The following is a 21,600-nucleotide window of genomic DNA, read 5'->3' as shown; positions in this document are numbered from 1 at the left end:
CCTAAGTATTAAAATTGTGAATATTAAGTCCTACTTTCTATTTTTCGGCAAAAGTATAATAAAATCTCTCACTTACAACTATTATCCCAAAATATTTCATCTTTTTTCTCATCCCGGTTGATTTTCCGTGACAAAACAAACAAATAATCGGACAAACGGTTCACGTAGGCGAGTAATTCAGGAGCAACTGCGCATTGTTCAGCCAAGGCCAGAATACGACGTTCCGCCCTGCGGCAAACCGTGCGGCAAACGTGACAAACAGAGGCACCGCGACTGCCACCAGGCAATATAAAAGCATGCAACGGGGGAAGAAGGTTATCCAAACGGTCTATTTCCTTCTCAATGCGTTCTATTTCTTCGAGATGAATAACACTGGCACACTTCAAATCCGTCTTTTCAAGATCAGTAGCCAGATTGGAACCGACTGCAAAGAGGCGGTCCTGAATATGACGGACAAGCATTTTGTCTTCTTCATCGGGCAGATAGGTAAGGAGCAAACCCAAATTGGAATTCAATTCATCTACCGTACCATACGCCTCCAGGCGGACATGGGTCTTCGGTACACGGGTGCCACCTACCAACGAAGTAGTACCTTTATCACCGGTTTTTGTATATATTTTCATAACGATTAGTGTTTATCACTATTGAAACGCCTAAAGATAATCAAAAGTTGACAATATAGTCCTGTTTTATCTTAGTTTTATCAAAGAAGAGGATGCCGATATCATAAAGGTCGAACGTAATGCCCACTTTTTCATCCTGCATCATGCGCTTCCAGAGCTTTTTCATTTGTGGAGTATACCTTATTCCTTCCACCACAAAAATAGATTTCTTTGCAGTGCGTGCGGTGCAGATACAAAACACTTTCTCTACAAATTCAGGATGGCGGTAATCATGCAGATAAAGGAAGTCTACGGGCACTCCGGCTTCCAAAAACAGTTCGGAAAGTTCGGATGCAGAAGTATAGTCCGCCCCTTTCTTTCCCGCTTTCAGATAAAGAGAAGAAGCAGCCAGTCTGCCGACATCCACAATGGTATCGGGCTGAGTATAATTGACCAACCGGAACAAAAGACGTTTCACTTTTTTCGATTCATACGTCCAGTTCTTATCTTTCTGCGAAGCCAGCTTCTTTTGTTCCACAGCCAGATCCTTGTATTTATAATAAGGGGTACTCTCATAAATCACCTGCGTAATCAAACTGAAAGCAAAAGGTGAATGTACCCCATAACCGCAACGGTGACGAAAGCGGCTCAACCAGATGAAAGGGCGTTTCAAGGTTAGTGTGAGACGGTTCATAATCGATAAACTCTTTAATTGGGTGCAAAGATAAATAAAACCTTTCCTTTAATCACCTTCGCCTCGGAAGAATAGTTTTCTTTTACCGTCATCTGCACATTCTCTCCGTCAAAACGGAGAGCAAGATTGAGAGCTGTAATCCAGTTGACATAATGAGCTTTCAGCTCCAATGTGGAAGGAGACGGCCAAGCATAATTTCCCGCCACATAAAAGGGGCCTTCTATTCCGTTAAAGCGTCCCTTGGCTTCAATAGAATAGGGTGGATAGCCTTCGATAGAAACCTTTTTCCATTGTTTATAGCCAAACAGGAGGTCATACTTTGTTCCGTTAGTTTCCACCACTGTCATTATCACTTCTTTCTGCTTAAAATGAAGATCCAGAGACTGCCAGCCGAGCTTATTAGGCTCAAGCATTATGCTTTTATCCGCATATTCCCCGACAAGGGATGAACTTGCTTTTCCCTGTACTAACGGCAATTGGTAAGAAGATTGTTTTTTCTGCAAGCGCTTATAATCTTTCCCTGCTATCAGTGGCTGGTCACCTGTCACGGCAGGTAACAGGCGGTTCCATACCAGGCGACGTTGTGTGGCTCCGTCTATCAGGGTACATTCGGTGATGACCACTACCATGTCTTTATCGGGCATGATGAGCACATATTGCCCCAAAGCTCCATCCATACGGATGGCACCCGGATATTCACAAAGCCACATCTGATAGCCATAACCATAGCCAAAACTACCCGTATCCGATTGTTTCGCCATCATTTGGTCTACCCACCAGGCGGGAAGCAGTTGTTTACCTTTCCATACACCGCGATTCAGCAACAACAAACCAAATTTCGCCAACGACTCGCTCTGTATATACACCCCCCATCCCCCGGTGTTGATACCCTCAGGGCTGGTTTCCCAGGATATATCGGTAATGTGCATCGGCTCAAAAAGTTTCATCCGGAGATAGTCCAACACCTTCATTCCGGTTACTTTCTGCACAATGGCGGAAAGGATATAGGAACTCATAGAGTCATAATCGAAATGTTCGCCGGGCACTTTTACCGTTTTTCCCAAATAACCTTTTATCCAGTCGGTACGGACATTACGCATATTCCAGTCCGGAGTAACGCCGGAGGTCATGTTCAACAAGTTACGGACGGTCATATCGGCAAGGTTTGCTGAAATGCTATCCGGAAGTTGGTCGGGGAAAAAAGAGGCTACACGGTCTGTCAGTCGCAGACGGTTCTCGGAGATGGCAAGACCAACAGCAGCACCCACAAAGGTTTTAGAACAGGAAAATACGGTATGGCGATATTCCGGTGCGAAAGGTGCGGGATAGGCTTCGGCAATGACTTTACCATGACGCAGCACCATTACACTATGTATATCAGTTTTAGGCAGTCCCATCAGAGAGTCCATCAAAGCAATGACTGCTCCGGAAGGTACCCCTTCGGCTTCGGGCGTGGAACGTTCCAACTCACGGATTTGTGCACTGGCCGTTGCGGATGCCAACAAGGAGAGCGCAAGAAAAAATAAAGTAAGTTTGTTCTTCATAACTGTGTTGCATTAGTCACTTATACGTTAACAACATGCAAATGTAAAAGATTCAAATGCATTGAACAAATCCTCTGAAGATTATTTATGAACGGGCTATGAATTAAATGGGTGAGCGGACAACGCAGATAAGGTGAATCAGGAAAGTCCCTCATAGCCACAGCGATAACGAAAGCGGTTTAACCAGATGAAAGGGCGTTTCAAGCTTAGTGTGATACGATTCATTGCAAATAATTTCATTTGTGACTTGCAAAGTCAGATAAAATCCGCAAACTACGACATTGACAGGATGTAGAAATACTGTCAGAGAGGTGTGCTACAGCTTTCCAGTCTCTCTACCTTCGGACTATGTACACCATTTTCCTTGCGGAACCACACTCTGTGAAAAAGATGTACCCTATCCCAACTTGTAGGAGGCTCTTTAAATAGTTGCTTTAATTCCCCGTCTGACCATCACAGATGGGGCGGACAGTGAAACCGTAGGCGTTGTTGGTTCCTTGAATAGGAGTGGTACAATTTGTAAAATTACCACTTCTTTTATCTATAGAAAATATCAAACAACTGGAACTTGCTCCATCGCCTTTATGAAATCCAGATGTTGCTATATATGTTATTGAAGAAAAGCCAGGAAAAGTGCCATACTTTACCTCTGTATTATATGTTCCCATATCGCGTACTCCGGTAGCTGGGAAATAAAATTCTCTTTCGAGTACAGAAACCTTCCATCCTGCGAATGGAGAGTTTATATAAATAGCATTTGGGCTTTCACATATAGTCGTCTGGGAATTATCAGTGTTTGTTTTAAAGGTGAGTTTTACAGTATCAAAAAAATCAGCAAAAGCCTTAAGGGGCGGAATTTTAAATCCTGCCGGTGAGGGATCGTATATTGTTTTGACAACATATTTACCATTAACTGGTTCTTTGTAATTTTGTACATCCATTCCTACCTTATGGTTAAATCCTGCGTTTGCACTTTCAACTAATTGTGTATTCCAATAGTTCATAACGGTTTTTTTATTATAATCAGTAGCAACCCCACTATATCCGCTTATTGTTCCATCGTGCCAGTGACGTCGTTTATAATTTTCCACTTCATATTTAGCTTTTTGTTCATCAGTTGGATTTGTGGGAAGATTTTGTGGTCGCTTGTGCATAAAAAATTCATTTGGATATTTTATACCATCTCCAATACTCCTGGCACTTTCAGATGAAGTGAAACGATATCCTTCTTCAGATTTAGAATAGAACACTTTATTTACCATGTCGAATTCTGTATTACTATTATTATAAGTGTCACTATTATGAATACCCGGAAGCATCGGATCCTTACGTCCCCATTGATAATAAGTATTGTCACCTGCTGCAGACGCCACAATCTTGGGTTGAGTAAACGCAATGACAGCCCCTTTTTCAGACTCTGTAGATTGCCATGGTACTCCTTCAATTGTGATTTGTTTTTTTAGTATAACTCCATCATCACCTACAGGAATGGAAGTAGCCACAAAGCGCATAAGAACCTCTCTTTCAGCATCTTCCTCATGTGGTTCGCAGTAGCCAAGATTGCAAGGAACTATGATAAACGGCTTGCCGTTTTCATTCTTATTTTCATCTGACAATTGCACGCAAGATGAACTATTCCATTGACGATGGGTGACCCATATATGCCAACTCCATAAAATATCTTCACCCTTGCGCACAGCAATCACGGCATTGCCTTGATTAATAGTCTCTTCGGGTACACGAAAAGAGACCCAACCATCGCTGCTGTATTTTACATCCGTAACAAGATCCGGACTGTCTTGCCATAGTAGTATTGCATCAGTTACTCCTGAGATAGCACCTTCTGAGATAGGTTGGTTATCGTATCCCACAAAGTCTGTAAGTACAAAATTACGAGTCCCCTCCGGAACGTCTTCTATGTTACCGGCATACTTGTAAGACGAAGTATCACCTGCTTTATTATAAGTATTTCCATAATAAGCCGGAAATTTATAATATCCATGATCATTCACGATATAGCAGTTGGCACTTTCTTGGGCTACTTCATTATTCTCGACCAAGTCGTATGGTTCAGTTTCCGAACCTTTTCCTGTAGATGTAATTGTTTCAGCCCGGTAATTGTCTATAGATTTTTGTTTTCCGTACAAGAATTCCTGCATGTATGTAAATTGATTTTGAGCAGGCAAAAGTATACTTCCGCTTACAGGTTTCGTCCAGTCGTTTTCGTCTGCAGTACTTTGGAGGATAGTTGCCGGTCGCCATCCCATCTTTTTTGAACCGCTTTCCGATGAATGCCAACTAGCGCCATTATCAACAGACCACTCGATCTTAAAATCAAGCTTCCGAATCTGTTCTTTCGCTGCCTCTGATTCTGCACCGGCTTGTAGCACACGGATATATGAAGCAATGCTTACATCATTCAAAAGACCGCTGACAGGAAGATATGCCAACTTTTCAGCCTCTGTCATTTCTTCGTATAGAGATTTTGGATCACCATTAGGATCCCTCGGTACTTCCCTACCTTTATAACCGCCATTAGGATACAGGGTATTTGCCCGATTGATCGTCAATTTAATTACCGGCTCTATCACGATTCCGGTGGAATTGACTGAGTAGGTGACTTTCTTCCCGACGGGCCAGGTACTGCCTTTCAGCTCGGCGGTAAGTGTACGGGAGGTGTCGGTAATGCTATCAATAAAACTGATTTGTAATTTTGCACCGTCCGGCAGTGTTTGGGGAATCATCATGAAGGTGTATTCATCCTTATTAAGCACCGTACCGGAGCCGGTCATGATTTCGTCCGGTTCTTCTCCAGTTGAGTTTACCGGCAATTTTGTTTCGTTATTTATGGTGAATGTGCGATTAGATTCACCTGTAGTTGTCCACTTATCAGCTCCTATCCGGTAAGTGCCGCTTCCGTACACTCCGGAAATAGATATACCGGTGACTTTGCCCGCAAGCATTTTTTCACCTGTCTTTATAGTGACGGAGGTCAGCGCGTGAGTGAACTTCAGACTTACAGTTCCGGCATTCGCGTCTGTTCCCGTACCATCGCCTTTACAGTCGGCGGTTGCAACCATGAGGTCCACTTGCTTGGTCACGTCATCGGGAACCGTGTAGGTCAGTGTGGGAATCCCGGTCTCGGTTTCCCGTGAATGAGTGATACTATATTCTGCCGCCACATCAGAAGTTTTGTCGCTTTCCGCATTATCGGTAGAAGAACCGGTTCCGGTGGCAGAATAAGGAGAATAAGCAAAGAACCTGAGATTTCCCGAACCTAGCCAATGAAGGGGAATCGCCGGCTTCCATGTCGCCCCTTTATCTGTGGTGCTCACCTTTACATTGTGGGCAAAGTTAGTGGTCCACTTGTTTTCAGTATCGTTTTCAGGCCAGTCGCCGGTGTAACAAATGGCAGAAAGGCCGAAACTATTGCCGGCAAATGCTTCTACATCCTCTACCGGCTTACCACGAGTTACTGCATCGGAAGCCACTGTATCTACAGCGGCTTCCGAAATTTCAGTAACTAAATATAGAGATTTTCCTCCTCCGGATTGCGACATCTTCTTTATGCTTATGTCCTTGTCGGCAGCACGTGTGGAGGAACCATTGGTCCAACCATCCGGCACATTTACCGCAAATGACAACGGACCGGATGCACTTTGCCCGTACTTGCCGAATGTGTCATCCACACACGACGAAAAGCAACAGAATAAACCGAACATCAATACACCAGTTACAAAGTCAAACATAGGACAAGGCATAGAAGAACGTCGCATAATCATGGAATACAAAAAAACACTGGTTATTGAATTAGTTCATAGGAGTATCTTTATCTTCACCATCACTACCTTCAGATGTCCAACCATCAACAGTAACCGTAAAAGTGATAGGATTGTCAAGTACCGGATCACCTACATTCTTACCTTCAGGAATATCAGTTATAATATTGTCACCTTTAGGCAAACCTTCAATATTTTCAATATCTTTAGGAGGATAAACTCCAGCCCCACTATTAGCACCACAGAATTCAAGATTATACACATATTTTTTACCATGTTTCCACTCCGGTTGAATAGCTACACAAGTATATCCATACTCTTCTTCATCATAGGTTGTAGTAACAGGGAAAAGCTGATGGGTATGAGTATTATTTTCTTTATCTACCACTACATCACCAGAATTTCCCCCATCATGTTCAGCCCCCTTATGTTTTGCTTCAACACGACAAAGCAACAATATATATGTACCATCCGTAGCATTATCCTTATTCCATGCAGTACCCGTTTGCGGAATCAACATCAAACTGGTATTATCCAGTGATTCAGCATTTTCCTTAGACATACCTATCAAAAAAGAACTTTCATCCAAAAGAGGTAATCCATCTGTTTGCTGAACACCATAGTTTGTTACTTCGGAAATATCAGTCCATAACATATTATCATTATCAGTTGCGCCCTTATCAAACTTGAGATTTCCTTTTGATTTTACATTCATCAACCATGCCCCTTTGATCTTTACAGTTTTTTCTTTATCAGTCCGCTTTGCCTTAACTACTATTTGCGCTAATGCATGTTTAAAATCCAAACTTACATTTGTTCCTGTTTGAGCACCATGAACAGCTTCTCGATAAGCCACAATCAAGTCTTCATGCTCTTTTCCTCCATCTGTCATAGACGATTTTACTGCAAAATCATTAAGCGATTGACTATTATAGTTTATAACAGGTGTTACACTAACACCTTCAGTCTTTGATTGAAAAGGCCCATAAGCCCAAAACTGAATCTTGTTCACCTGTGAAGGCCAAAAAATCCCCCCTCCCGTTTCTGAAACAATAGAGTAAGTATTGGTAGTCCCTACTTTTTCAGCCAGCAGACCATCTATAAACATAGTGTTACCATAACCTTCAGCATGTGCATACACCTTGAATGCCTTCAAATTGCCAGTGTTTGTTTCCACCGCCCTTGTCATTCGCGTAGTAAACGAGATCTCTTCACCTTGATAAACCTCTTTCAGTTCATCATTCGCGCAGGAGGCTAATGCTACGGAGAACATTGCCACCATTCCTAATAGCTTTACATTCTTTTTCATAACCGTTTTCTTAATAAATTTATTATTTTTTTTTAAAATTCTTCTCAGTTCATATTTATGTCATTGTTCACCACATCGTCCCATCCGTCAATGGAGGGTGTCATTCCTCCCGTAGCCGGAGGGAGTTTTAAGCCATCGTCAATCACAATATGGATTTCCTTGGATTCGTCCATGCCGCCATTGCCATCATGTATTTTGTCAGTCACGTCAAAGTCATAATACGTCTGCCGTGAAGTATATATAAAAAATGTATGCTTTCCCACACTGACGGGACAGTGTCCAAACGTCGGGAAACGTGCCACAAGCTTTTTCTCATCATAGCGACGTTCCAACTCGAACGGCATTGTCACCGAAATACCCGCAGATACGTCTTCTTTCAACCGCCATCCCTCGCACATACCGGACAAAGCACCACTCACGTCGAGCATAGGATCCATATTCTCCACATTGCACACCTCTATCGTGTACCACGTGGTCACTTCAGCCGGTTTCAGCGTGACGGACTGCCCTTCGCCCCCTCGCTGCACATTAAGATACGCATGTCGCCCGCCCCACACCACTTCGGGGATGCCGCGTACCGGCTCGCCTGCCGTAGCCTCGGGGGGCAATGTCGCCAGTCCACCTCTTCCCATCGGGTCGAGGATGGACTGAGGTTTGGTATAGAGCCAAAAAGAGTCATACGTATTGCCGCCCTCTCCCACAGCTTCCATTTCTCCATTGTGGAACAACAGCATATATTCATCCGCCTCCACACGTACCTTTCCGCCTGCAGCCCGAGGCAACTCCCGGCTGGTGTAGTAGCTTCCATCCATCCGGAAGAACTGCACCACCATAGTACGCGGATCGGCATCGGGTGCCTCCGACCAGTCGAAACGGATATCGAGGTCGACCATATGGGCATGGTCGAAGCAAAGCTCTTTGTGATCACACGATGGAAGCAAGCACAGGAACAAAACCACCATCCAACATTTTCCGACAAACCGGCTCATCGCACACCTCCTTTCCGCTCGTAACGTCCGCCAATAAACCAAACGAGAGAAATTTCCGCCTTGGTAGGTCCAAACCATTTCCGCCCGTGAGTGGAATCCCACACATAGCAGTTATCCTGCGGGGTGTATTTCATGTAGTCGCCCTGCAGATAACCTACACCTATAGTGAAGTCTATATTGAAGTGCTTGCCCACAGGCAAAGAGTATCCGTAAGAAAGCCCCGCCGCCCATGTCCAGCGACCGCCCTGATAGCCTGTGCCTCCCCACTCCACATCGTAAGTCAACATTTGCCCATACACTCCCACATGGTGGCCGCACATCCATGTCCGGCTCCGGTGTTTCGGAGAAAACCATCTACGCAACTCCACATCACCGCCATACGTCCTTAAGTAACGGTGCTTCGCCCCATTACTCCACCATGCATACATCCAGTTGACACCCACCGACCATACCGTTCCCAGCGGAATTTCCAACCCGACATTGGGCACAGTAACAGCATCATACAGCAAGTTAGTCTTGAGCAATAATCCCCGTCTACGCTCTTTCCGGGACTGTTCTTTTCCGGTTTCCTGTAGCCCCATTTCCGTTCCACCATTGACCAATCCCTCTCCGGATATTTCTACATGGGCATCATGTACTACTCCATTCTCTGATTCAAACATTAACGTATCGGCTGTCACCAAGTCCGTTTCCAGCTTCTCCGCTTTGAAAACATTACCATCTGTTACTCCTTCCTTTGCCTCAATCAAAGGCTTGTGAAGCAATTCTTTCTCATAAATTATCTGAAAACGGGTATTTCTCAAGACTGGGAAAAAATGTTCCGACATATATCTCCATGCACGACCACCCCGCAACATACACAGACGGTTCTTACGTCCGTCCACAATGCGTCCTTCCTCAAATATCCAGATAGGTGTATTTGCAATGATTTCAACAGCCTCATCACGCCAGGGTTGATCGGAAGCCGCAATCATTTCACTCAACAGTTCCCACCCCACATCGGAAGGACCGACATGAACCACAGAATCAACTAAAGAAGTTTTTTCAAGGATATAAGCACGTACATTTCGGGCGCGTTTTTCCGACAGAGTATGATTCCAAGATGTATATCCCTCAGGCGAAGCACATCCCTTCACTGTTACAGATCTCACAATGGAAAGCGAATCGCTGACAGCACCATTCAACAACGTAACCAAGCTGTCCAGCTGTGCCCGATTGTCACAATAAGAAGAGTCGACAAAAGAATACCCCTGCCGAAAATTTATATGAATATGTAATGTATCTTGATATGCTGTTAGATTTTGCGCAGATAAATTAAATCCCAAAAATAACATTAAATGGCACGCAATTACTATACTTTTCATAAATACATGACACTAATAAAATCCCTCTTTACTATTATTTAATTTTGTCACTGCAAAATTATATATTATAGCTAAAAAAGTACAAAATATTTAACCAAAAATAACAGACCAATCCTACAGACTCTCTATATTTACATGTTAATGCGCATAAAATATAACATTTTAATCAAATGACAACATACAAGAGCCCCCTGCAGCCAACTTCAAAGAAATCGTCATACCTGTATATGTATTACCCTTTCCGTTCAGTGTCATTCTTGCCCATTTGACACCTGCCGGCATCTTTATGTGAAAATTTCCCGGTACAGTTGCCGTAAGTATAGCTTTCACCGCCTTTCCGTCTTTCCACTCCAAATCTACCGAAAGACCGCCACGAGCTTTCATCCCACGGAAGTTACCGGCATGCCAACTCTTCGGCAAGGCAGGTAACAAATGAATAAACCCTTCATGGCTCTGCATCAGCATTTCACCAATACCGGCTGCACCACCATAATTACCGTCAATCTGGAAAGGAGGATGCGAACAAAATAAATTCGGAAACGTCCCACTACCATGACGCTTAGTCTGTGGATCGACAGCCGGTTGAAGAAGACTCTTGAAAAGAGCCCAGGCACGGTCACCATCCCCCAGGCGAGCCCAGAAATTAATCTTCCAGGCACGGCTCCAACCTGTGCCACCATCCCCACGACGGTTCAGCGTAGCACGACAAGCATTGGCAAGCTCGGGCGTAGCGTCAGGAGAAATCAGATTACCCGGGTGCAAACCATAAAGATGGGAAACATGACGATGATGTACATCCTGTTCTTTATAATCTTCCAGCCACTCTTGCAGATAGCCCCCCTTACTGATTTGCATAGGTGGGAACTTCTCCAAAGCCTCCCGCAAATCCGCGGCATAATCATCGTCACACTCCAATATAGAGGCAGCTTCAATCACATTCGTATAGAGTTCTGTCAACAATTGAACATCCATCGTCGGGCCCATACAAACACTGACGGGTATCGGATCGTCTCCTACAAAGAAAGCGTTCTCAGGAGAAGACGTAGGAGCCGTCACCAGCCAACCATGCTTAGGTTCGCACACCATCGTAGAATGGAAAAACTCAGAAGCACCTTTCAGTATGGGATATATCTTTTTCAGATATTCTATATCCTGAGTATATTGATAATGTTCCCAAAGATGCGCACACAACCAGGCGCCACCGGTGTTAGTCGCTCCCCAGGAAGGATGTTCGCCCGGAGCCGTGTAGTTCCAGATATTCGTCATCATGTGGAGCACCCAGCCTTGGGCATGATTGCCATAAAAGGTGCGGGCAGTCTCCCTCCCCGAAGGAACAAGACGTTCAACAAGCCCCGTCAAAGGCCCATAAAGTTCCGAAAGACCGGCCTGTTCAAGAGGCCAGTGATTCATCTGGATATTGATATTGGTGTGATAGTCACCATTCCAGGGAGTTTGCACTCCATTTGCCCACAATCCCTGCAAATTCGGTGGCAGGCTTCCGGGACGGGTACTGCTGATAAGTAAATAACGGCCATAGTTATAATACAGTGCAGCCAAGGCAGGAGATTCCCGTTCTGTGAAACGAACGATACGCTCATTGGTCGGTAATGCATCATCTTCCGTAGCAGGAAGAGTTAAAGAAACACGGTCATAAAGTTCGCGATGGGAAGCGTTATGAAGTTGAGGGTTAAGAATAGAGAGTTGAGAATTGGGGAGCGTAGCGGTATTCAACAGGCTGTCACAAACTTCCTTATAACGACTTCCGGGAAAATCCGTACCGGCAGCAGCATAGGAAGTAGTAGCGGAAATTATCAGCCAGGCTTCCGATCCCTGCGCCAACATAATGCCGTTTTCGGCAGAAACAGACTGCTTCCCACCTTTGGAAACCACCCTCATGGCAACACGATATTTCATTCCATCTTGACCGGTTTTGCCACTATCTAAAGCACCTTCCAACAAAAGTGTACCCGCCTCTTTCCCACTACCGGGAACCAAAGACACCGTTCCTTGCTGCGGCCGGGAAAGAGAGGCTGTGAAAAAGAGAGAACGGCGGCGACTGGCTGTCAAGTGTATAATCATGACATCCTTATCACGGGAAGTGTAATATTCACGCTGATAATCAATGCCTCCTTTCGTAAAAGTAGTATAAGCCACAGCATCGCGTAAATCGAGCCAACGGCGATAATTGGTAACCGGAACCACCTCATCGGAAGCAAATTTCCTTCTGACCGGAATACTAAAATTTAAGGTAAGATCAGCCAACATCTGATAATTACCATAAGTACCACCCGATTCAGGTTTCTTAGGAACAAAACTTTTGTACATCAACTCCTGCGCCTCTTTATTCTTACCGTCAAACAAAAGTTGCTGGATAGCAGGCAAACTGCGGGATGCATCCGGATTACCGTAATCGGCCTCCATACCGCTCCAAAGTGAAATTTCATTTAGTACAATATGTTCCTTATCAATACCTCCGTCGGGCATCATACCCAAACGACCGTTACCCAAAGGCAGGGTTTCTTCCCAAATGGTAGCCGGAGTGGTATAATAAAGCTGATGATTGTAATTATCTGCCAACGTATCAGCCACTGCGATTAGTGAAGAAGCAGAAACTAGAAAAAACAAAATTAGTGCTTTCATACGTAAAATATAAATATGCCTCGCCTTATCAGAGAAGCGTTATTAAAAACATTCTCATCCATATCAATGTCACGGACAAAGATACAAGAAAATAGAACAGGAAGAAATTTTTCCCATTTTCTTCCTGTCCAAACTTATTTAGTTGTTATCCATAAAATAACTTATTAGAATGAATATAATATTGAGTCGGAAATCCTTTATAGGTATATGTTTTACAGTCTTCAGTAGATACGAAATACGGATTGGGATCTCTACTAATCAATATCTTCAGTATTGATTCATCCATATCACAAATAGAAATCAAAAAAATACTATCTTTTTTTGCCTGTTTTTCTGTATATACAAAATCATGAATTGCACATATTATGGCATCGTCAGATGTACCTTTTATAACTAGTTTCCTTTTTGATGTAGAACAACCTACACACAGTATTAAACTAATAAATAGAAATATTCTCATTAGTATTCAAATGTTTTGGGATTTGTAACTATTATAAACTTCATCCAAGGATTATTCTTTAACAGCCTTTCTTTATATCCTATATCACCACTTATAGTAGATGGTCTTAATCTATCATTATCACCAAAGCGAGACAAGTGAGTGTGAAAATCTACTTTGATATCCACTTTATTAAATAAATAAGGTTTAGTCCTATAAAGATCAAAACTTTTAAAACAGGATATTTTTACCATATTATTTGTATTTACAGATATTCATAGTTTGATTAGGACACCCACAGCAATATTTTTTTATCAATTACCCATTTATCATCAATCTTATGAATGCAGATAATCGCTCCCTCACCACAAAGTCGGTCACAAACATAGGAACTGTATAAAAGTCCGAATTGTCTTTTTCTATCAAAATAGATTCTCGATACTTCCAATATTCCGGAGAAAAGAAAATCATAGTTTTCTCTTTCCCAAATTTGAAATCCTTCAGGAAACTCTGAATAGTATTTCAATGTGAACTCCTCTCTTTTTCCTATTTTGGATAAGTCTAGCGGCTGACCTGTAATCGAAGGGTTTTTCATTGCGTTAAATGCCTCAATATAACCCCGACCAGGTAATTGCTCCCTAACAGATTCTATATTCAAATTCTCATTTAAACAACTGATTAGAGAATCAAAAACGGCTATGACCCAAATGGAATCTCCTATATTTCTGTCTCTTGTCTTAATCCCATCAAGCTTCTTTTTATATTCAGTAGTATCATAGCCTATAGCATTATTATTATCAAAAACTAAAATTGAAGGGAGAGGAGGAACTTCCTGCTCTCCTAAAACACCCATTTCTTCAACCAAATCATCGAAAATTTCAATAAGTACTTTCATCTCATACCCATCAGCGCTATCGGCCCTACACGATTGTACCCCAATCAGCAATATCATCACGATAAAATACTTTTTCATAATTAATTATTTAAGAATCCATAAACCGTTTTCAAAATAGCAGAATTTGATTTAACTATTCCTTGCGACTTGTAATATTGTTGCATTATGGGCACTCCTATTCTTTCCATAGCCCTATTTACATTTCTTTCCTGCCAATGTTGTGTATAACCTCTTGATTGATTCATTTTTCGTAACGCGGGATAAGCGTTTGAATTATTCATAATTCTGTCATCAATAAAATCAGCTGAGGATTGGTCAGCATGAATTGCTATCTCATGGACAAAAGTATCTAGTAGATCACCAATATCAGAAGAGTTTCCTACCCCTACTCGAATATTCATACTTGTTTCATCCAAAGTAAAAGATGTACTTCCTGAAGATATTTGACTAGAAACTTTTGTCCCAAACAATATATTAATGCCTTCTTCATGAAATTTCCCCTCTTTATTGAAAGTAATACCTGCTACAGTTTGCCCCTTCGCAGCATAATTTGCCAATAACGACTTTCCTTCTTTCGTACTCGCAAGAAATTCGAAAGCTTTCACTTTATTGGGATTTATAAGATTACCTTGTTTATCTTGTGCATAAAGATCTACAACACTTATACTATCTCCTCTCAAATCAATATACTTTAATGGATTATTTGCCACATACACATACGGACTAATAGAATAATACTTCTCCGCCATCGGATCCACCGTCGTAAACCGCCCCAAAGCCGCATCATGCATTCTTGCACTATAGTCATACCAGTCCAACCCGTGCATCCGGTCAAGCTCCTTGCCATTATACTTATAAGCCTGATTACTTACCGCAGTGCCCTCTGCAAATACTCCACCGAAAGGATAGTAATGATTCACTTGTTCCACAAGCCATTTACTGCCATTCCAATGAGTCACTACACGATTATTACCCTGATGGTCTTTCAGATAATAATAATAAGTAGGAGTACTGCCGCTGAGAGTGATATATCCCTCTTCAGTCAAGATCTTACTCAAATTCCCTCCCTCATAGATCACATTGCCACAATAATCAACGGTATGAGTTGCGGAGACCTGACTGCTTGACAAAGTACGGATCTCACCCATAGGCACATTCACGTTGGCAACGGCGGTAGAGTAAGTAACCCGACGTTTCATGCCATCTGAGCCATACAGATAATCGGTACGGTTACCATTCGTAAATTGCAGGGCAACAGGCAAATTTAAGAAATTATATTGAATCTTAGTTATCTTATTATTGAAATCTTCCTGCATATTTCCATTGGCATCATATTTATATTCCCGGGAAGAGTTCTTGGTGCCATCCATAAAATTGAAAGCGCCACTATATAGCGGATCGGTACCACTATCGGAAACGTTGTAAAGCTGATTGCCTGTATAGGTGCAAGTCAGATTGTCCATGACTCCATAAACACTACTACCGGTTTTACCATAGCGCATCAAAGTTTTTAGATTACCATGCTTGTCATAAGTATAGGAGGTATTATAGTTTGCATTTACCGAGCCATTCAACAGATAGTTGGCAGCCGTCAGGCGGGAAAGCCCGTCATAACTGAAAGCATAGCCACGAAGACCGGAATCTCCGGAGGATTTCCAGCTCATGGCTGATATATTCCCGTTATACCGTCCCGTACTGCCACCATAAGACTCGTTATAATATAAGGTCTGGCTGAACAAATTACCCGTGGAAACAGACTTGAGCCACGAACGGACATTATACGTGTAAGTAGTCGTCAAATCGGAACGGCCATGCTTCCGGCTGGTAGCTAACTGTCCAAGGTCATTATAGGTATTCTCGGAAAGAACCACCTCCGCATTGTTTCCCAGTTTATGACGCGTCTTTATCAAGCGACGGGCGTGATCGTAATCGTAAGTATAAAGCTCCTCTTGCGAAGTTGCGCCTTGCGTGTGGACATGTTTCTTTTTAAGAACATCCCCTATCAGATTATAAGCAAAACATTCCGTTTCCAGACCGCCAAGATGATTGGTAGACCGGCTTTGGATGATACGGCCTCTATCATCATAATAAAAAGCTGAATAGAGGTAACCGCTTATTCCGGTACCGGTCAATTGGGCTGTAACTTTTCCCGTCAGCAATCCTTTGTAACCGTCGGTATACCGGATACCAAAACCGGAAACAGAACTGTCATACCCCATATTGATATTAACGGGACTTCCCTAAGTAGTTTTTACAATCATACCCAAAAACAATGATTTTGAGAGACATTATTATTCCACCACTAAATTTGTAGCCGGAGTAAAAACCCAGTCCATTAGCCTCTATAGCATTCTTCAAATGTTCACTAATATACTGACTACCATCAATCCGCATTATTGTAAAAAAAATCAAGTTCGAGATCAAATTGATCATTCATCACAATTTTGTTACCCCAAATTGTCTGACTATATCCTTTTTCTTTCTTTATTCCATCTCTCTTTTGAAACAGTTCGTCCTTAGATTTTATAAAGACATCGCCAATTTTTTTCCCCGAAGCTATATTATATTCTATAAACAAGGTTTTTGCACAATCAACGTAATCAATATAGTTAGAAACGATATAAAGGAGAAAATGATTATATTTAACTTTTCTTTTATACAATCCCAAAGGATAGAAGCGATGAGGGCATAATTTATATTGTTCAAGTAGTTGTTTTACCCTTTCATCAATTATGAAAAAAATGACTAAAACCATTACTTACAATATTGGTTAATTTCGCTAATCCTGATAGCATTACGCCATCAAGATCTGGTATATAATCCGGGAATGATTCTCTATATTTATATATACTAAATAACATATTAGGTGCATCAGGATTATATCCTTTGATAAACTTATAGGCTTGAGGGAAATCCTTTCCTACAACCTTTTCATCAAGCGAATCTTCTACAATAAAGTACTTCATAAATTTTACATTTTAATTATGCTTCCCATGGATTCTTATATTTAATCTTTATCGGATCTGCTGGCGTTACTACTTTAGTATTGTCAACAAGAACAACTTGTTGTTCCAATTTTAAGTCATTAATCTTTGTATTGGGATTACTTTCTATGGCATTCTTAGTACCGGATTGTACATCCTTCACCACATCCACAGCTTCCTTAAGGGTCATTATAGGATTCTCTCTTAAAACATCTTTCAAGTTATTTCCATCTGTTTCATGTATTTAGGATGTTTTGCGTGTTGCCTTCGATACCAGCCTCAAAATACAAGATATCTAATAGATTATCTCCAACAATGGCTTTTTCCTTAATATTGTCCAGATACTCACTATTACTCACTATTTTTACTGCATATTCTTTCCTTATTTCAGCATAGTCTGCATTCAAATATGGAGAATACCCCCAAACATAAAGCAAATTTAAAGGATCTATTTGGAAAGACTTCTCAAACATTCGTTCTATATCATTACAAGTCAAATCTAAGTAAAACTCACCAAAAGAAGATGCTATGTAAGCTGTATAAAACAAAAACTCAGGATTGTTTATATTCTCTTCATCTTCAATAAAAATCTTAAAAGTAGAATTTAAATCCTCTAAATAGGCCTGTTTGGTTTCTTTCGATATATCTGTTTCAACAATGGAATACAAATACACATATATTAGATTGACAAATGTATCTAACAAATCATTTTTTTCTAATATATTTCTTTTCAGCAGAGCGATAGAATATGCATAATTGTCATTCTTAAAATACCCTTTTATCTTTTTTTTCCATTCCATAATACAAAAATAATTAGTTATTGAAGAGCTAATTTAGCGCATACTGACTCTCTATTAAGTTTTCCATTAACTTTACTAACCTTTTATAAACAGTAACCATGTTAGCTCTACCGATTACCGTAGCGAAAACATCATATTTTAATACTTTTTTTCATCATAAATTGGCCGTTCAATCACAAGAGAGAACAAGACCTCTATCACATTAACAATCAGATACATACATAAACATTCAAGTTTTGTTTTTAATTCCACTAATGAGTATAATTATGGTATAAACATTGTCGCTATTTTGGGAAATCCCTCTTGAACTATTCCTCGAACTGTAATATTTGTACCACCAATACTAATAGTACTTTCAAAAAGTCCTGACACTGGCAAATTTCCTGCAGAATTTAACGTATTTAACACCGTTTTCACAGTATTTTCTTGTCCACCGAGCTTAGTTACCAAAGGAGCCAAATTATGCCTTGCTTGATTAAAAATATGATTAATCTTATTAGGGTTTCTCATTACATAATTAACCCCTCTAGTAATAGCTGATTCTGAAAGTTTTCGTAATGCCTCTTGTGTAGAAATAGTACTAACACTTGCAGATGCAGCTCTTGTACTAGATAATCTACCAGCTAGTAATATATCAAATACAACCCAATCCTTGTTCTCTAATCCTTTTTCTCCAACAACACGCCCACGCTGATTTGTAAATACATTATACATAAAATATGTCCCCCCTCGTTCAGTAATAGTCCAAGGACTTTCAGCTACAACTAATACATCATTTAGATCTATTTGATCATTAACTGGATCAAAGGTATCCCATTTAACACTGTCAACAGGAATCGCCCCACTCGGATCAGTAAATCTTAATGGATTGTTAAATGTATAACTATATGGAGACCAATTATAATATAATTCCGCCATCGAATCCACCGTCGTAAACCGCCCCAAAGCCGCATCATGCATTCTTGCACTATAATCATACCAGTCCAACCCGTGCATCCGATCAAGCTCCTTGCCATTATACTTATAAGCCTGATTACTTACCGCAGTGCCCTCTGCAAACACTCCACCGAAAGGATAGTAATGATTCACTTGTTCCACAAGCCATTTACTGCCATTCCAATAAGTCACTACACGATTATTACCCTGATGGTCTTTCAGATAATAATGATAAGTAGGAGCACTGCCGCTGAGAGTGATATACCCCTCTTCAGTCAAGATCTTACTCAAATTCCCTCCCTCATAGATCACATTGCCACAATAATCAACGGTATGGGTTGCGGAGACCTGGTTACTTGACAAAGTACGGATCTCACCCATAGGCACATTCACGTTGGCAACGGCGGTAGAGTAAGTAACCCGACGTTTCATGCCATCTGAGCCATACAGATAATCGGTACGGTTACCATTCGTAAATTGCAGGGCAACAGGCAAATTTAAGAAATTATATTGAATCTTAGTTATCTTATTATTGAAATCTTCCTGCATATTTCCATTGGCATCATATTTATATTCCCGGGAAGAGTTCTTGGTGCCATCCATAAAATTGAAAGCGCCACTATATAGCGGATCGGTACCACTATCGGAAACGTTGTAAAGCTGATTGCCTGTATAGGTGCAAGTCAGATTGTCCATGACTCCATAAACACTACTACCGGTTTTACCATAGCGCATCAAAGTTTTTAGATTACCATGCTTGTCATAAGTATAGGAGGTATTATAGTTTGCATTTACCGAGCCATTCAACAGATAGTTGGCAGCCGTCAGGCGGGAAAGCCCGTCATAACTGAAAGCATAACCACGAAGACCGGAATCTCCGGAGGATTTCCAGCTCATGGCTGACATATTTCCGTTATACCGTCCCGTACTGCCACCATAAGACTCGTTATAATATAAGATCTGGCTGAACAAATTAGCCGTGGAAACAGATTGGAGCCACGAACGGACATTATACGTGTAAGTAGTCGTCAAGTCGGAACGGCCGTACCTTTGGGTGGACACCAATTGCCCCAAGTCATTATAGGTATTCTGTGAAAGAACCACCTCCGCATTGTTTCCCAGTTTATGACGCGTCTTTATTAAACGACGGGCGTGATCGTAATCGTAAGTATAAAGCTCCTCTTGCGAAATTGCGCCTTGCGTGTGGACATGTTTCTTTTTAAGAACATCCCCTATCAGATTATAAGCAAAACATTCCGTTTCCAGACCGCCAAGATGATTGGTAGACCGGCTTTGGATGATACGGCCTCTATCATCATAATAAAAAGCTGAATAGAGGTAACCGCTTATTCCGGCACCGGTCAATTGGGCTGTAACTTTTCCCGTCAGCAATCCTTTGTAACCGTCGGTATACCGGATACCAAAACCGGAAACAGAACTGTCATACCCCATTGAAGACGGAATGCTGTTTTTACCGATGAAATCATAGTTATCATAATAGTCAGCCGAAAGGATTACAGGGTCACTTAGAGTTAAGCCGGATATCGTATATCCCATATTTGTACTGACAGAACTCCCCCAAGTAGCTTTTACGACCGTAGCTTCCAAAGGTTTACTTTTATAGTCAAAGGAGTTCTTGCAAATTCCGCTAAGTACGGTACGCCCCAAAATATCCGGAAGAGTAAACATCCACTCGCCCTTACTGCGCTGTTCGCCATCCTGAGATAATATCAAACGCCCCGCTTTATCATAAATGTAATAGACCGGCTCGCAGCCCGGAAGTTTCTTATAAATGCAACGGTTAAAACCGTCGTAACGGTAGATGTATGCATATTGGCTCATGATGCTATCTGTATCATATCTTCCCCATAGAGAACCTTCAAAGGCATCAGCAGCAAGAGGCGGAAGAACATAGCGCAAATTATTCGCACCATCATACACGTAGTAAGTGGAATAGTGCGTAGCGCCATCCATCGATCGGGTCAAGGTAACACGATCAAGCAGATCCCTGAACTCATAAACTTCATTGCCATCCTCGTCAATCGTTTGGGTCACAAAGTAATTGCCGGCCTCGACATACCCACCTTTATATAAGTACTCACCATCAAAGGGTGTAAAAGAAATACAGGAAAGAGGACCGGTATAATCTTGTGCACTCCCCAAGATATTTGTTCTTAGAACTGTTTGTACCGGTTTATCCTGCCATGCCTGCCCCGGGCTATATTGTTTTGTCATCCGCTTCAGGGGAGAAGCTTCATACACTAACATCGTGTAAGGCCGGGTATCCCCTCCTGACAACTGTTGGGCGCCACTTTTTACAGAGGCAATATCTACATACACACCATTACCATTTGATTTGGCAGGCAACCAAGAATAACTTTCACGTCCGAACTGGTCATATTCCTGTAAAGAAACCAAATCCTTACTGTCAGGAGTAACTCCTTTATCAACCGTTTCCACAGGACGTCCAAGGCCATCATAGTAGACAATCTGTTCCAAACTTTTTTGTTTATCAGAGGTAATATAAGTTTGGGTAGAGATATAATTCTGATTACCGCTGACTTGTCCTTTGACCCATCCGGAAAGGATGCACAATACGATCAAAATATAAATTCGTTTCATAGC

The 21,600-nt window shown here is 41.7% G+C and carries 16 protein-coding genes; all 16 read right to left on the bottom strand.

Annotated features, from left to right (window positions below; genetic code table 11):
• Positions 1-68: 68 nt before the first annotated feature.
• Complete coding sequence (locus VYM24_RS07965) at positions 69-623, bottom strand: cob(I)yrinic acid a,c-diamide adenosyltransferase (RefSeq protein WP_330941929.1); 555 nt, start codon at positions 621-623, stop codon at positions 69-71.
• A 40-nt stretch (positions 624-663) separates the two neighbouring features.
• Positions 664-1,296: a hypothetical protein gene (locus tag VYM24_RS07960; RefSeq protein WP_330941928.1), complete on the bottom strand. Its 633-nt coding sequence runs from the start codon at positions 1,294-1,296 to the stop codon at positions 664-666.
• Positions 1,297-1,310: 14 nt separating this feature from the next.
• On the bottom strand, positions 1,311-2,840 hold the full coding sequence (gene bas-suc, locus VYM24_RS07955; protein ID WP_330941927.1) for a 3-succinylated cholic acid synthase: 1,530 nt from the start codon (positions 2,838-2,840) through the stop codon (positions 1,311-1,313).
• A 434-nt stretch (positions 2,841-3,274) separates the two neighbouring features.
• Positions 3,275-6,589, bottom strand: a complete 3,315-nt coding sequence (locus VYM24_RS07950) for a fimbrillin family protein (RefSeq protein WP_330941926.1) — start codon at positions 6,587-6,589, stop codon at positions 3,275-3,277.
• Between the two features lie 61 nt (positions 6,590-6,650).
• Positions 6,651-7,928 carry a fimbrillin family protein gene (locus tag VYM24_RS07945; RefSeq protein WP_330941925.1) on the bottom strand — a complete coding sequence of 426 codons (1,278 nt, stop codon included), beginning with the start codon at positions 7,926-7,928 and terminating at the stop codon, positions 6,651-6,653.
• 44 nt (positions 7,929-7,972) lie between these two features.
• On the bottom strand, positions 7,973-8,917 hold the full coding sequence (locus VYM24_RS07940; protein ID WP_330941924.1) for a DUF5119 domain-containing protein: 945 nt from the start codon (positions 8,915-8,917) through the stop codon (positions 7,973-7,975).
• A complete protein-coding gene (locus VYM24_RS07935) occupies positions 8,914-10,281 on the bottom strand; it encodes a DUF3575 domain-containing protein (RefSeq protein ID WP_330941923.1) in 1,368 nt (455 codons plus the stop codon). Before VYM24_RS07935 ends, VYM24_RS07940 begins: the two co-directional genes overlap by 4 nt.
• Positions 10,282-10,443: 162 nt before the next feature.
• Positions 10,444-12,921, bottom strand: a complete 2,478-nt coding sequence (locus VYM24_RS07930; RefSeq protein WP_330941922.1) for a glycoside hydrolase family 95 protein — start codon at positions 12,919-12,921, stop codon at positions 10,444-10,446.
• Positions 12,922-13,380: 459 nt separating this feature from the next.
• Entirely contained in the window at positions 13,381-13,614 is a 234-nt protein-coding gene (locus tag VYM24_RS07925; protein ID WP_217713506.1) for a hypothetical protein, read from the bottom strand.
• Between the two features lie 32 nt (positions 13,615-13,646).
• On the bottom strand, positions 13,647-14,333 hold the full coding sequence (locus VYM24_RS07920) for a hypothetical protein (protein WP_299088823.1): 687 nt from the start codon (positions 14,331-14,333) through the stop codon (positions 13,647-13,649).
• Positions 14,334-14,335: 2 nt separating this feature from the next.
• The gene (locus VYM24_RS07915) at positions 14,336-16,474 is read right to left on the bottom strand and encodes an RHS repeat domain-containing protein (protein WP_330941921.1); all 2,139 of its coding nucleotides are present in this window, start codon (positions 16,472-16,474) and stop codon (positions 14,336-14,338) included.
• Positions 16,475-16,638: 164 nt separating this feature from the next.
• Complete coding sequence (locus VYM24_RS07910; protein WP_330941920.1) at positions 16,639-17,010, bottom strand: hypothetical protein; 372 nt, start codon at positions 17,008-17,010, stop codon at positions 16,639-16,641.
• Positions 16,982-17,221 carry a hypothetical protein gene (locus VYM24_RS07905; RefSeq protein WP_330941919.1) on the bottom strand — a complete coding sequence of 80 codons (240 nt, stop codon included), beginning with the start codon at positions 17,219-17,221 and terminating at the stop codon, positions 16,982-16,984. Before VYM24_RS07905 ends, VYM24_RS07910 begins: the two co-directional genes overlap by 29 nt.
• Before the next feature lie 16 nt (positions 17,222-17,237).
• Positions 17,238-17,429: a hypothetical protein gene (locus VYM24_RS07900; protein ID WP_330941918.1), complete on the bottom strand. Its 192-nt coding sequence runs from the start codon at positions 17,427-17,429 to the stop codon at positions 17,238-17,240.
• Positions 17,430-17,475: 46 nt separating this feature from the next.
• Positions 17,476-18,039 (bottom strand): hypothetical protein, encoded by a 564-nt coding sequence (locus tag VYM24_RS07895; protein WP_330941917.1) that lies wholly within the window; start codon positions 18,037-18,039, stop codon positions 17,476-17,478.
• Between the two features lie 264 nt (positions 18,040-18,303).
• Entirely contained in the window at positions 18,304-21,597 is a 3,294-nt protein-coding gene (locus VYM24_RS07890) for a DUF6443 domain-containing protein (RefSeq protein ID WP_330941916.1), read from the bottom strand.
• Positions 21,598-21,600 lie beyond the last annotated feature (3 nt).

The sequence above is a fragment of the Bacteroides sp. MSB163 genome (genome assembly GCF_036416795.1).
Classification (GTDB): domain Bacteria; phylum Bacteroidota; class Bacteroidia; order Bacteroidales; family Bacteroidaceae; genus Bacteroides; species Bacteroides maternus.
Note: the sequence above shows the minus strand (reverse complement) of the source record. Positions and strands in the feature narration are given on the sequence as shown.

Excerpts from the sequence above, each read along its gene's own strand:
- VYM24_RS07900 (WP_330941918.1), bottom strand. The coding sequence starts at position 17,429 with ATGACCCTTAAGGAAGCTGTGGATGTGGTGAAGGATGTACAATCCGGT.
- VYM24_RS07965 (WP_330941929.1), bottom strand. The coding sequence starts at position 623 with ATGAAAATATATACAAAAACCGGTGATAAAGGTACTACTTCGTTGGTA.
- VYM24_RS07925 (WP_217713506.1), bottom strand. The coding sequence starts at position 13,614 with ATGGTAAAAATATCCTGTTTTAAAAGTTTTGATCTTTATAGGACTAAA.
- VYM24_RS07920 (WP_299088823.1), bottom strand. The coding sequence starts at position 14,333 with ATGAAAAAGTATTTTATCGTGATGATATTGCTGATTGGGGTACAATCG.
- VYM24_RS07940 (WP_330941924.1), bottom strand. The coding sequence starts at position 8,917 with ATGAGCCGGTTTGTCGGAAAATGTTGGATGGTGGTTTTGTTCCTGTGC.
- VYM24_RS07910 (WP_330941920.1), bottom strand. The coding sequence starts at position 17,010 with ATGGTTTTAGTCATTTTTTTCATAATTGATGAAAGGGTAAAACAACTA.
- VYM24_RS07930 (WP_330941922.1), bottom strand. The coding sequence starts at position 12,921 with ATGAAAGCACTAATTTTGTTTTTTCTAGTTTCTGCTTCTTCACTAATC.
- VYM24_RS07945 (WP_330941925.1), bottom strand. The coding sequence starts at position 7,928 with ATGAAAAAGAATGTAAAGCTATTAGGAATGGTGGCAATGTTCTCCGTA.
- VYM24_RS07905 (WP_330941919.1), bottom strand. The coding sequence starts at position 17,221 with ATGAAGTACTTTATTGTAGAAGATTCGCTTGATGAAAAGGTTGTAGGA.
- VYM24_RS07915 (WP_330941921.1), bottom strand. The coding sequence starts at position 16,474 with ATGGGGTATGACAGTTCTGTTTCCGGTTTTGGTATCCGGTATACCGAC.
- bas-suc (WP_330941927.1), bottom strand. The coding sequence starts at position 2,840 with ATGAAGAACAAACTTACTTTATTTTTTCTTGCGCTCTCCTTGTTGGCA.
- VYM24_RS07935 (WP_330941923.1), bottom strand. The coding sequence starts at position 10,281 with ATGAAAAGTATAGTAATTGCGTGCCATTTAATGTTATTTTTGGGATTT.
- VYM24_RS07890 (WP_330941916.1), bottom strand. The coding sequence starts at position 21,597 with ATGAAACGAATTTATATTTTGATCGTATTGTGCATCCTTTCCGGATGG.
- VYM24_RS07960 (WP_330941928.1), bottom strand. The coding sequence starts at position 1,296 with ATGAACCGTCTCACACTAACCTTGAAACGCCCTTTCATCTGGTTGAGC.
- VYM24_RS07950 (WP_330941926.1), bottom strand. The coding sequence starts at position 6,589 with ATGTTTGACTTTGTAACTGGTGTATTGATGTTCGGTTTATTCTGTTGC.
- VYM24_RS07895 (WP_330941917.1), bottom strand. The coding sequence starts at position 18,039 with ATGGAATGGAAAAAAAAGATAAAAGGGTATTTTAAGAATGACAATTAT.